Annotated in this window: 11 protein-coding genes; 5 read left to right on the forward strand and 6 right to left on the reverse strand. The window is 71.8% G+C overall.

The genetic code is table 11. The features are described from left to right. Positions 1-155 precede the first annotated feature (155 nt). From JGS39_RS22300 to JGS39_RS22310, 3 genes are all read right to left on the reverse strand, one after another. Positions 156-1,505, reverse strand: coding sequence for an esterase-like activity of phytase family protein (locus JGS39_RS22300; RefSeq protein WP_219571152.1), 1,350 nt, complete (start codon positions 1,503-1,505; stop codon positions 156-158). Between the two features lie 154 nt (positions 1,506-1,659). Further along, positions 1,660-3,021 (reverse strand): SWIM zinc finger family protein, encoded by a 1,362-nt coding sequence (locus tag JGS39_RS22305; protein WP_219571153.1) that lies wholly within the window; start codon positions 3,019-3,021, stop codon positions 1,660-1,662. After that, positions 3,018-5,924, reverse strand: a complete 2,907-nt coding sequence (locus JGS39_RS22310; protein ID WP_219571154.1) for an SCO1167/SCO6262 family helicase — start codon at positions 5,922-5,924, stop codon at positions 3,018-3,020. Before JGS39_RS22310 ends, JGS39_RS22305 begins: the two co-directional genes overlap by 4 nt. Before the next feature lie 255 nt (positions 5,925-6,179). On the opposite strand from JGS39_RS22310, the gene JGS39_RS22315 reads away from it, so the two are divergent. The 3 genes from JGS39_RS22315 to JGS39_RS22325 all read left to right on the forward strand — a co-directional run bounded on the left by JGS39_RS22315 (position 6,180) and on the right by JGS39_RS22325 (position 8,069). Then, complete coding sequence (locus JGS39_RS22315) at positions 6,180-7,232, forward strand: fatty acid desaturase family protein (RefSeq protein WP_219571155.1); 1,053 nt, start codon at positions 6,180-6,182, stop codon at positions 7,230-7,232. Positions 7,233-7,328: 96 nt separating this feature from the next. Continuing rightward, positions 7,329-7,511, forward strand: coding sequence for a tail-anchor membrane protein (locus JGS39_RS22320; RefSeq protein ID WP_136325839.1), 183 nt, complete (start codon positions 7,329-7,331; stop codon positions 7,509-7,511). A gap of 15 nt (positions 7,512-7,526) precedes the next feature. After that, on the forward strand, positions 7,527-8,069 hold the full coding sequence (locus tag JGS39_RS22325; RefSeq protein WP_219571156.1) for an MOSC domain-containing protein: 543 nt from the start codon (positions 7,527-7,529) through the stop codon (positions 8,067-8,069). Between the two features lie 85 nt (positions 8,070-8,154). Here JGS39_RS22325 and JGS39_RS22330 read toward each other — a convergent pair whose 3' ends face one another. Continuing rightward, entirely contained in the window at positions 8,155-9,114 is a 960-nt protein-coding gene (locus JGS39_RS22330; protein ID WP_236063838.1) for a hypothetical protein, read from the reverse strand. Between the two features lie 96 nt (positions 9,115-9,210). After that, positions 9,211-9,519 carry a hypothetical protein gene (locus JGS39_RS22335; protein WP_219571157.1) on the reverse strand — a complete coding sequence of 103 codons (309 nt, stop codon included), beginning with the start codon at positions 9,517-9,519 and terminating at the stop codon, positions 9,211-9,213. A 90-nt stretch (positions 9,520-9,609) separates the two neighbouring features. Here JGS39_RS22335 and JGS39_RS22340 point away from each other — a divergent pair, with 90 nt between their 5' ends. Further along, positions 9,610-10,512 (forward strand): oxygenase MpaB family protein, encoded by a 903-nt coding sequence (locus JGS39_RS22340; protein WP_219571158.1) that lies wholly within the window; start codon positions 9,610-9,612, stop codon positions 10,510-10,512. Positions 10,513-10,553: 41 nt separating this feature from the next. Here the strand turns inward: JGS39_RS22340 and JGS39_RS22345 are convergent, their stop codons facing one another. Next, positions 10,554-11,153 carry a methyltransferase domain-containing protein gene (locus JGS39_RS22345; protein ID WP_219571159.1) on the reverse strand — a complete coding sequence of 200 codons (600 nt, stop codon included), beginning with the start codon at positions 11,151-11,153 and terminating at the stop codon, positions 10,554-10,556. Positions 11,154-11,312: 159 nt separating this feature from the next. Between JGS39_RS22345 and JGS39_RS22350 the strand changes: the two genes are divergently transcribed. Beyond that, positions 11,313-12,173: an MHYT domain-containing protein gene (locus JGS39_RS22350; RefSeq protein ID WP_219571160.1), complete on the forward strand. Its 861-nt coding sequence runs from the start codon at positions 11,313-11,315 to the stop codon at positions 12,171-12,173. Positions 12,174-12,259 lie beyond the last annotated feature (86 nt).

Consider the following 12,259-nt stretch of genomic DNA (forward strand, 5'->3'; position numbering starts at 1 on the left):
CGATGTCCGATGTACGGCCGAGCGACGTGCGCGCCCCACCGTACGGGCGCCGCGCGGGTGGCGGAAGACGGCAGGGGCGCGAAACCGGCGCGGGAGAAATGGAGTTGGGCCGCCCGGCAGGAGCGGGCCGGGCGGCCGGGGAGAGCCGTGGCGGGTCAGCGGGTGAGCGGCCGCGGCAACTTCAGCAGGGTCACGGACGTCTCGATCCCGGAGTCGACCAGCCGGCCGTCCGCGTCGAAGGCGCCGGCCCCGTCGGTCATGCCGAAGTCGTTGTCGTTGATGAGGGCGAGCGTGTCACGGCCCGTCACCGCCACACCCTCGATCTTCCCGGGCACTCCGGCCACCTTCCCCAGGTCGACGACGAGGCTCTTGCGCAGGACCGGGACACCCGAGGACGCCGGGTCGGCCAGTTCCTCGTACGAGGGCGAAGCGGACGGCCCGTCCCAGCGCGAGCCCAGGATGCCGGGGCCGCGGGGGAGCGTGACCCGGTGCAGACGGGCAGCCCGGTCGGTGCGCTCCTCGACCAGGAGGTCGTTGCCCCCGATCGCGACGAGCGAGGAGACCTTCAGCTCGGACGTGTCGTCCTCGCCCGGGTCGACGACACCCACCGCGTCGAAGCGGTACGCGTACTCGGCCGTGACCGCGTGCTTTCTCGTGGAGAAGCGCAGCAGCCGCACATTGCGCGAGGCCTCGCCCGCGTCCTCGTCGGGCAGCGAGAGCGGGCTCTGGACGGCGAGCACCAGATCGCCGTTCGGCAGCAGCGCCAGGCCCTCGAATCCGCGGTTGATCTTCCGGTGCAGCAGGACGCCGGGCAGCGCCTCCACGACGGGGTAGTCCGCGCCCTCGAGGTCCAGACCCTCGGGGACGTAACGGGCGAGCACCCGGCCGCTCCCGGAGACGTGCACCAGCGACGGACCGTACTCGTCGACCAGCCAGAACGTGCCGTCCGCGCTGCGCACGATGCCTTCCGTGTCCAGACCGTTCGGGTTGTACGCAAGAGGCGTCGCGGCGTCGTAGGAATACGGGGCCTCGTCCCGGCCCGCCTGGTTCGCGAGACCGGTGACGGGGGCGCCGGAACGCGTGGTCAGCGGGAGGGAGCGCAGCACCTCGACGCGCTTGCCGCTCACCCGCACCTTGACGACGGCCGGGTCGAACCCGGGCACGGGGAAGGTCCGCCGCTTGGTCCCGCCGACCTTGATCTGGCCGTTCGGGCCGCGGTCCGTGACGGTCCAGAACTCGCCCTCCCGGCCGGCCGGGAAGATGTCGCTGCCGATGCCGCCGAGCATCACGCCGCGGTCGTCCCCGACGGATCCGGGCAGCAGGCCGTTGCTGAAGCCGGCCAGTGGAACGTCCCCGAGCACAGCGCTCGCGGTGACCCGCGCGGTGGCCTCGGGGCGCTGGTGCCGGTCCTGCGCCCCGGTTGCGGTGCCTGCGACACCTACCGTGCCGAGCAGGGCGAGCGGCAGCCCGACGGCAAGGGATCGACGGACGACACGCGCGGACATGGGGCCTCCTGAGGAGCAAAGGATCTGACGGCCGTCACGTTCCGCCGCGCGCCTCAACGAACGGTGTCATCGAGTTGAACTCCCGGGCGGATCCGGGCGGCNGGCAGGGGCAGCCTCACCGGCCTGCCCCTGCCCGCCGCCCGGTGACCCGTTCTCAGTCGCCGGCGGGGGCCGTCGCGTCCGCCCAGGCCGCCGCGGGATCCTCGTCGCAGGGCCCCGCCGGAGTCCAGCGGCCGCTCTCCTTGCGGTACGGATACCAGCGCCCGTCCCGCCCGTAACGCAACTGGACCGTGCCGTCCGCCGAGGTCCAGCGATTGCGCTCGGACCGCAGCCGGGGGGCCTCGTCCTCCTCCCAGGCGCCGGCGAGCCGCGTCCTGGCCCGGGCGAGGGCGGTGGCGTCCGGGGCCCATTCCTCGTCGAGCACGGAGAGCGCGGCCGCGCCACCGTACTGCCAGGCGCGCACCGCGGCCGGCAGACCTGCGCGCTGCCGGCCCGAGCCGGCCGCCAGCCGGTTCACGATCCAGGGCTCGGGCCGTGCCTCGGCGGCCAGCCTCACCGCGTCCTGCTGCGGCGTCAGCCCTGCCGGGACGGGCTGCTGTCCGTGACCGGGCGCCAGTGCCTCCGCCAGCATCCGGTGCGCCCGCATCGCGCCGTCCGAGGCCAGCATCTCCAGCGCCGTCGGGTCCACACCCGGTTCGGGGTCGGTCTCCGTGTCCAGCGAGGGGGCCTGACCCGGCTCACCGGGAAGCGCGGGGGCCGGGGGCAGCGGCGGGAGGATGCCCGCCGCCGCGTAGGCCTCCGCCGCCGGGACACCGCGTACGGCCCGGTCCTCGGTCTCCTCGGCGGGCTCGTCGGCGGTGGCTGACGGCGTGTGACCCGCCGCTCTGGCGGCGATCCGGACCTGGAGCTCGTCCAGCAGCCGCCGTTCACCGCGGCCCCGCATGAGGAGCAGGACGAACGGATCCTGGTCCAGCAGCCGTGCCACCTGGTAGCAGAGCGCGGCCGTGTGCGGGCAGTGGTCCCAGGCCTCGCAGCTGCACTCCGGGTCGAGGTCGCCGATCCCCGGCAGGAGGTCCACACCGGCCGCCGCGGCGTCCTCGACCAGATGCGGCGGCATCTCCCGGTCGAGCAGTGCTGCGATGTGCCCGGTCCGGTCGACGGCCATGTCCAGGAAACGGTCCCACTGTCCGTCGGTCAGCTCCTGGAGCAGTACGTCGCTCCGGTAGCCGCTCTCGTCCCGGTCACGGACCACCGCGGTGATCCGGCCCGGCCGCACGGACACCGCGCCGACCCGGCCCTCGCGCGCGAACCGGCGGCCCTTCTTGAGCTGTTGTCCGTCCAGCGCGGTGTCCTCCAGGGCCTTCAGCCACGCCCGGCCCCACCAGGACTCCGCGAAGCCACGGCCCTGTGCGGCAGGCAGCGCGGCGAACGTGCGCTCCTGCCCGGGCACCGTCTCGTCCGGTCCGTTCCCGTCGTCCCGGTCGCCGAACGCGTCCGCCTCGTATCCCTCGCTCATCGTGCGCCCCCTCGCAGCTCCACCAGATCGGCCAGTTCCGCGTCGCTGAGCTCGGTCAGGGCGCTCTCGCCCTGACCGAGCACCGCGTCCGCGAGCCCCTGTTTGCGGGCCAGCATCTCGGCGATCCGGTCCTCGATCGTGCCCTCGGCGATCAGCCGGTGGACCTGCACCGGCTGGGTCTGCCCGATGCGGTACGCACGGTCCGTGGCCTGCGCCTCCACCGCCGGATTCCACCAGCGGTCGAAGTGGACCACATGGCCCGCGCGGGTGAGATTGAGCCCGGTCCCCGCCGCCTTGAGCGACAGCAGGAACACCGGCGCCCCACCCGACTGGAAGCGGCTGACCATCGCCTCGCGCTGGGCCACCGGCGTCCCGCCGTGCAGGAACTGGGTGCTGATCCCGCGCGCCGCCAGATGGCGTTCGAGGAGCCGGGCCATCTGCACGTACTGGGTGAAGACGAGGACACCCGCCCCCTCGGCGAGGATGGTGTCCAGCAGTTCGTCGAGCAGTTCCACCTTGCCCGAACGGTCCGCGACCTGCGGCTCCTCCTCCTTGAGGTACTGCGCGGGATGGTTGCAGATCTGCTTGAGCGCGGTGAGCAGTTTCACCACCAGGCCGCGCCGGGCCATTCCGTCGGCTTCGGAGATCGCGGCCAGCGTCTCCCGCACCACTGCCTCGTACAGACCCGCCTGTTCGGCCGTCAACGACACCGCACGGTCCGTCTCCGTCTTCGGCGGAAGCTCCGGGGCGATGCCCGGATCCGACTTGCGCCGGCGCAGCAGGAACGGCCGTACCAGAGCGCCGAGGCGCTCGGCCGCCGCCGGGTCGCTCCCGCCCTCCACGGCTCGCGCGTACCGGGTGCGGAAGGTACCGAGCCTGCCGAGCAGGCCGGGTGTGGTCCAGTCGAGGATGGCCCACAGCTCGGAGAGGTTGTTCTCCACGGGAGTACCGGTGAGGGCGACCCGCGCCTGCGCGCCGATCGTGCGCAGTTGCCGGGCCGTCGCCGAGTGCGGGTTCTTGACGTGCTGCGCCTCGTCGGCGACGGCCATGCCCCATCGCACGGCCGCGAGCCGGGACGCGTCAAGCCGCATCGTGCCGTAGGTGGTCAGGACGAACTCGCCGTCCGCCAGGCCCTCCAGACTGCGTGACGCTCCGTGGAAGCGGCGGACCGGGGTGCCCGGTGCGAACTTCTCGATCTCCCGCTGCCAGTTGCCCATCAGCGATGTCGGGCAGACCACCAGCGTGGGTCCGGCGGACCCGTCGAGGGTCTGGCGGTGCAGATGCAGGGCGATCAGCGTGATGGTCTTGCCGAGACCCATGTCGTCGGCGAGACAGCCACCGAGCCCGAGGGACGTCATCGTGTGCAGCCAGTTCAGGCCGCGGAGCTGGTAGTCCCGCAACGTCGCGGCGAGCGCGGCCGGCTGACCGACCGCCGGCTCGTCGGACTGCCGGGACTCCGGGTCGGCGACCCGCTGCCGCAGCCGCTCCAGCCAGCCCGTCGCCTGCACGTCGACCCGGTGACCGTCGACCTCGGTGGAACCCGTCAGCACGGCGCCGAGCGCGTCGATGGGCGTGACCTTGCGGTCCTGCGTCTCCCGGGCGCGGCGCGCATCCTCCGGGTCGATCAGCACCCACTGGTCGCGCAGCCGCACCAGCGGCCGACCCGCCTCGGCGAGCCGGTCGAGTTCGGCACGGCTGAGCTTGTGGTCACCGAGGGCGAACCACCAGTTGAACGTCAGCAGGGAGTCGGTGGCCAGGAGGGCGGGCGTGTCCGGCACATTGCTCGCCGGCTCCCGGCTCCTGTCCGGTCGGCCCTCGCCGCCCGCCTCGTCCGGGGGACCGATCACCGCGCGCGCCGTCAGGGTGCGGGCCAGCTCCCGGGGCCAGTGCACCTGAACACCGGTGGCGGCGAGGGCCCGCGAGGCAGGACCCAGGAGATCGGCGATCTCGTCGTCGGCCGGCTCCACGGCGTCCGGCACGGCCGCCGACAGCAGGGGTGTGAGGGGCGGCCAGGCGCGGGCGGCCCGGCGCAGCATCAGCAGCGTGTCCATGCGGGCCCTCGGCCCGAACGCCGCGGCGGCAGGCCCCGAGCCGGCCCAGATCTCGGCGGCGTCGGCGACGAGCGTCGGATCGCTCACACCGTGGATCTGCGGAACGACCCGGAAGGACGGGCCGGAGGGCTGCTCCTGAGGTGCCTCCGCGCCCAGGTCGAGGCCCGGCACCTCCACGCGCAGCGAGAGCCGGACGCCCGCGTCGTGCCCAGCTGCGACATCGGTGACCCAGGCCCGCCGGCCGGGCAGGTGCTGCGGCGCGTCCGCGGCGAACGCCGGACCGCCCGCGGCGAACGTGGCACCCGGTGTGCGCGGCAGGCCGTCCGCGACCGCGTCGAGGAACTCCCGTACCAGCCACTCCGGTTCGGGCAGCAGGAGGGGCTGGGCCAGCGCGTCGACAGGTACCGCGTGAGCGGTCGGAGGCATGGACGCGGCAAGGGTGCGGATGCGCGTCCGGTCGTCCGCGGTGAGCGGCCCGGCGCGCCAGGCGTCGTGATCCGTGGAGCTCAGCCCCGGCAGCAACAGGCCCCGGGCGGCGAACTGCAGGGCCAGCAGCCCCGCCGCCCCCCAGAACGAGGCTGCCGCGGAGGCGTGCGCCGCGGTCCGGGCGCGGGTGAGCACGGGGAGCGCGTCCCGCACCGGGAGGATTCGCGCGGGCACCGCGTAGGGCTGGACAGCGGCACCGGCGACGGTGAGTTCCCCGATGGTTCCGGGCGCTTCGGGCGGGCTGCTGCCGTCCGGATACCAGAAGGCGACCCGGCCGGTCCGGGCGGGATCCGCAGGCAGGAAGACCACGCAACAGCCGGCGAGTGCGGAGATCTCGGAGAGCGTTGCTGCGGGGAGGCGGTGCACAGCGATATCAGAGTCCTCAAATTTGACTAGTGGTCCGAGGTCGCCGAGGGTACTCCATTGCGGCCGCTGACGGGAGTCCACGGTTCGTGATTCAAGTCACTTGCTTGAATCCGGCATATCCGACGGGTGTTGCCGGCCCCCCGTCGGAATGAGGGGGTTGGCACCAGGAAACTCCGGGTGGTGGCTCCATGGCTGCTATACATCTGCGACCCGTACGTTTCATCAGGTCAGCGCACCTATAAGACCGGAGACATCATGCCTCAGGCCGCAACCACTGTCGCGGAACCGACTCGCGACAGTGACAGAAGTGCCGGAAGTACAGGAAGTGACTTCGCGCCACTACTGCGGGCCGTCAAGGGGCAGGGGCTCCTCGAACGGCGTACCGGCTGGTACACGGCAGGCATTGCCGCCAACCTCGTCGCTCTGGGCGCGCTGCTGACCGCGATGGTCCTCCTCGGCAATACCTGGTGGACCCTGCTCCTCGCACTGCCCCTGGCCGTCGTCTGGTCCCGTACCGCCTTCGTCGGACACGACGCCGGCCACGCCCAGATAACCGGCGACCGGCGGGTGAGCCGGACCATCGGCCTGTTCCACGCCAACCTCCTGCTCGGCATGAACGAAGCGTGGTGGAACGACAAGCACGTACGTCACCACGCCAACCCGAACCACATCGACAAGGACCCGGACGTCGGCGTCGGCGCCCTCGTCTGGACCCAGAAGCAGGCAGCCCAGCGCGAGGGCTTCGCCCGTTGGCTCACCCGCAACCAGGCCCGGCTGTTCTTCCCGATGCTGCTCCTCGAAGGCATCGCCCTGAAGATCTCCGGCTTCCAGTACCTGCGGCAGCAGCCCGTCAGGGAGCGCGCCCTGTCGGCCGCGCTCCTGGTGGCCCACCTCGGCCTCTACGCCACGCTGCTCCTCACCGTCATGTCCCCGGGGAAGGCCGTCGTCTTCGCGCTCGTGCACCACGCGCTCTTCGGTCTCCACCTCGGGATGGCCTTCGCCCCGAACCACAAGGGCATGGAGATGCCCGATCCCGACGGGGACCGGTGGGGACACCTGCAGCGGCAGGTCCTCACCTCGCGCAACGTACGGGGCGCCGTCCTCACCGACTGGTTCCTCGGCGGTCTCAACTACCAGATCGAGCACCACCTCTTCCCGAGCATGCCGCGCCCGCATCTGCGACTCGCCCAGCCCCTGGTCAAGGCCCACTGCGAGGCGCTCGGCATGCCGTACGCCGAGACCGGACTCATCGAGTCCTACCGGCAGGCGCTGGAGCACATGCACGAGGTCGGCGCTCCCCTGCGGTGACCGGCGCGGAGGCGCTCGCCGCCACCAGGAACCGATGGGCGCCCACAGGCGTTCTCACAGCAGGAGCGGCCACGGGCCGCGAAGGAGGCGTGGACGATGTCGAACAGCGCAAAGATCGCCATCGGGGGAGTTGTCGTCGCAGTCGTCCTGATGCCGTTCATCGGGTTCTGGCTGTCACTGCTGGTGCTCATCGGAGTTCCCGCCATCGCGTACCTGGCCTTGGATCCGAGCCAGCGGCGCAGGCTCCGTAGGATCACTCGTAAGGAAATAGGCCGCTGAGAGGGGACCTGCGCAGTGAGCGGGACAGTCACCGTGGTGAGCAGTAACGAGTCGTACACCTTCACCAAGCCGAACCGGGAAAGCGTCACCCTGCTGACCGGGCTGGGAGTGGAGGGTGACGTACACGCGGGCGTGACGGTCAAACACCGTTCCAGGGTCGCGCAGGACCCCACCCAGCCCAATCTGCGCCAGGTCCACCTCATACACGAAGAACTGTTCGACGAGCTGCGCGAGGCGGGCTTCGAGGTCGCCCCCGGCGACCTCGGGGAGAACGTCACCACGCGTGGCATCGATCTGCTGGCGCTTCCCGTCGGTACCCTGCTGCACCTCGGCGACGAGGCCGTCGTCGAGGTCACGGGGCTGCGCAACCCGTGCCTCCAGATCGACAACTTCCAGGACGGACTGCTCAAGCAGGTCGTCGGCCGCGACGAGGCGGGCAACATCGTCCGCAAGGCCGGCGTCATGAGCGTGGTCGCCACGGGCGGCACCGTCAGGCCCGGCGACCAGGTCCGGGTCCAGCTCCCGGCCGAGCCCCACCGGCCGCTGGAACGGGTCTGACACCTCACGCGCGCATACGGGAGCCCCGGGATCAAAGGATCCCGGGGCTCCCGTATGCGTATGCGGTGCTCCGGCCGGCCTGGGGTCAGGACGGCCGCACGGCCATGGCGTCCAGGGCCCGAAGCAGCTTGGGGAGCTCCGTCCCGCGTCCCACGGTCAGGATCTCTCCCGGCAATTCGTCGAGCAGCAGGAAGGCGATGTCGTCCGTTCTGGCGACCATGGACCAGCCGGGACCGTCGGCCCTGATCATCCGGGCGTCGCCCGGCGCGAACGAGGAGCGGACTCGGCCGGGGGGTGGCGGTGCGTCGACATAGGCATGTGCCTCGGCGAGGGCACGCCGCACACCGGGATGCGTGCCGGAGAGGGGCGCGTCGCTCGCAGGCGGTACAGCCTCGGCCTCGGCTTCAGCTTCGGCCTCTGCTCCGGCCTCCGGGGGGTCGCCCCCGTCCGAGCCGTCTCCGTTCGAGCCGTCCTCGCCCGAGCCGTCCCCGTCCCCGTTACCTGCCGGGGCGAAGGCCGTCTCGTCGTCGATCTGCTCCCGCCAGACCGCCCACTGGAGCGCTATGGCGTCCGCACCCAGCCGGCGCTGGGCGGGCCCCCACACGTCGGTGTCGGGCGGGCACAGCGGTGCGAGGTCCTCCCCGTCCGCCTCCGGGTCCGGTTCCGGATCGTGCGGAGCGCTCACTCCGGGAGCGGCGACCGCCACGGCGAGCGGCCAGCCGGGGAGCGCGCAGACTACCGAGCGGTCGTCCGGCGACAGGTCGTACTCCATCCCGCAGTCCCAGGACGCTATCGCCACGGCCACCAGGGACACGTCGTCGACGACCACGGTCCACCGGGCCCCGTCGCCGTCCTGGCCCAGGACGAGTCCGTAGCCCTCGGCGTAGGGTTCCAGACGCAGGGCCGCGCAGGCAGCCGGGTAGTCGTCGCCGAGGACGCTCGGGAACTGCGCAGGGGTCAGCAGGACCGCGGTCAGCACGTACAGAGCGTCGTCGTCGGCGACTGTGTTGTCCGTCCCGGCCACTGCACCCTCCTCTTCCGTCATGGTTGTCGTCGGCGCACCTTAACCAGTGGGTAACCCGCTCGTCGAGGCCCTGACAAGGCAGGACGCAGGTTCCGACGACCAACCGGACGGCCCTCCTCAGTCGTCCGCCAGGCCGAGCAGCGCGCGCGCCACCGTCTCCGGCGACTCGTCGCGCTCACGGGCGAGGGCGATGACGGCCCGGCAGGCCAGTTCACCGACGCCGAACGAGAGCGCCTCCGGTGACACCCAGCCGCTCGCCTCGTCCATCCGGTCCTGGTCCTCCTCCACCGATGCCGCGACGAACGTGGCGGCCGCCTCGAAGAGGTTGTGCTGCCGGCGCTCCGGCGCCCGCGTGGGCGCCGCGGACCGGCCGTCCTTGCGTCCCGGGGCCACGGCTCTGCGCAATATGCCGAACATGCCGGTCATGGGGACCACCTTCCGTTGACGTCCATGTACTCAACGTCCTGCCCCCGCACTTACGCTGGGACACTCGACCTGGACAAGGGGGACGGCGCTGTGAAGCGGTTTGACCGGCTGAAGGAAATCCAACACCTCGATCCGGAGCGGGACTTCCTGGAGATCTACCGGATCACGGCGACGTACGAGTTCCCGTGGGACATCACCCGCGCCCTCGAACTGGCGCTGTACCGCACATATGCGGTCCCCAGCATCGGGCGCCTCCTCGCGGACACAGCGGAACTGACGGACCGTTCGCAGAAGCGTTACGACGACACCGCGCTGCTCCTGGACACGGTCGTCGAGCACGGCTTCGACAGCGAACCGGGACGTACGGCCATCCGCCGCATCAACCGGATGCACAACAGCTTCGACATCGGCAACGACGACATGCGCTACGTGCTCTGCACCTTCGTCGTCACCCCGAAGCGATGGCTCGACGCGTACGGCTGGCGCCGGCTGTCCGACCACGAACTTCGGGCGTGTGCCGCCTACTACCGGACCCTGGGCGCCCATATGGGGATCAAGGACCTGCCGCAGACCTACGAGGACTTCGAACGCACCCTCGACACCTACGAGGAGGCGCACTTCGGCTGGGACGAAGGGGCGCGCTCGGTGTCGGACGCGACGCTGGATCTGATGGCCTCCTGGTATCCGCGCCCTCTGGCGCCGCTGGTGCGCGGCGCGAGCCTCGCACTCCTGGACGACTCGCTGCTGCGGGCCTTCCGCTACGAACGGCCCAGCGCCGCGGCCCGCTCGCTCACCCGCGGTGCCCTGCGCCTGAGAGCCCGTGCGGTCCGTCTGCTGCCGCCGCGCACCGAGCCGCACTACGCCCGGCAGAACCCGGAGATCAAGGGCTATCCGGACGGGTACGAGGTCGCCGCGCTCGGCACCTTCCCCACACCGGGCCTCGGTGGCTGCCCGGTCGGACACCTCCGGCGCCCGGACGCTCAGGCCCGGTGACACGGAGCGCGCCTCCCTGGAACGGTCCGGGGCGCGGTGCGTCATCCGGTCCGTTCGGCCAGGGCGAGGAACCGGCTCTCCTCGTCGGCGTACGAAGCCAGGCGCCAGCCCGAACGGGCCAGCAGAGGGCCGAGGTTCGGCTCGGCGCGCAGATCGCCGTCCGTGAGCCGCCGGCCGTGCCGCGCGGCCAGCGCCGCCCGCCCGATGGGGTGGAACAGTGCCAGCGACCCGCCCGGCCGGACCACCCGGGCCAGCTCGACCAGGCCGGGCTCCGGCCGGGGCAGGTGTGAGACCAGCCCGGCCGCGAACACCGCGTCCAGGGCCCACGACCGCAACGGCAGGCGTGCGGCATCGGCCTGGATCAGCTGTCCGCTGTCAGCGCGCCCCGCACGCACCGCCGCCCCCAGCATCGCCGCGGTGACATCGGCGCCCAGTACGGTGCCCCCGGGGCCGACCGCCGCACGCAGGGCCGGCATCGCCCGCCCCGTACCGCACCCGGCGTCGAGAACGGCATCGCCGGGGCGGAGTCCCAGCGCGGCGATCGCGATGGCGAAGGCGGGGCCGTCCTCCGGGAAGCGCGTGTCCCAGTCCGCGGCGCGAGCGGTGAAGAACTCCTGCACGTGTGTGTGGTCATCGGCCATGTGGACATGATCGCGCAGTCACCGCCCGAACGAAACGTCGTGAATCGATGCGCATGTTCGAGCATGCTGCGATCGTCGGGGAACATCTCTCTGTCATATTTCGGCAGCTTTCGAATGAGCCCGGGGCGCGCGCCCCGGCGCGACTAGCGTCCCCGAGTCATGGGACACCTGGACCACGCCACCTTCGGCTGGCTGACACCTCTGCTGTCGTACGCGATGGCCTGCATCGGGGCCGCGCTCGGCCTGAGCTGCACCGTGCGCGCGCTGGACACGACCGGGCGCTCGCGCCGCAACTGGCTGATCACGGCAGCATCGGCCATCGGCTCGGGCATCTGGACCATGCACTTCGTCGCGATGCTCGGCTTCGGCGTGTACGGAACCGACATCCGCTACAACGTGCCGCTGACCTTCCTCAGCCTGCTCGGCGCCATGGTGGTGGTCGGCGGCGGGGTCTTCGCCGTCGGCTACAGCCGCGACCGGACCAGGGCGCTGCTGCTCGGCGGATTCGCCACCGGGCTCGGTGTCGCCAGCATGCACTACCTCGGCATGGCGGCACTCCGGCTGCACGGCACCATCCACTACGACCCGCTCAGGGTCGTCCTCTCCGTCGTCATCGCGGTCATCGCCGCGACCGCCGCGCTGTGGGCCGCGCTCAACATCAGGTCGACGCGCGCCGTGGCCCTCGCCTCCCTCGTCATGGGAGCGGCCGTCAGCAGCATGCACTACACCGGAATGCTGGCCGTGACCGTGCAGGTGACACCCTCGGCAGCCACACTGCACGGGGCCACCGCGATGCAGTTCATCTTCCCCCTCGCCGTCGGACTGGGTTCCTACCTCTTCCTCACCTCGGCGTTCGTGGCCCTCTCACCGACCGCGCCGGAACGAGCCGCGTACGCCCACGCCGAGCACCCACAGGCCTCCTCCGAGGCGGCCGCGAAGGCCTCGACCTCCCGCGGTCCTGACCTCCGGTCCCGGCGCGCCGCCCGCAGCCCCGACGTGCCACCCGTCGGCATCCGTTGACGCGTGGCCCCGTCCGCCGCACCACCATCCACCCAGCCCCGACCCGGAACGAGGAGGCCATGCGCCCACCCCGCACGACCCCGGAC

Origin of the sequence: Streptomyces poriferorum, assembly GCF_019399235.1 — a bacterium.
In the GTDB taxonomy this organism is placed as follows: Bacteria; Actinomycetota; Actinomycetes; order Streptomycetales; family Streptomycetaceae; genus Streptomyces; species Streptomyces poriferorum.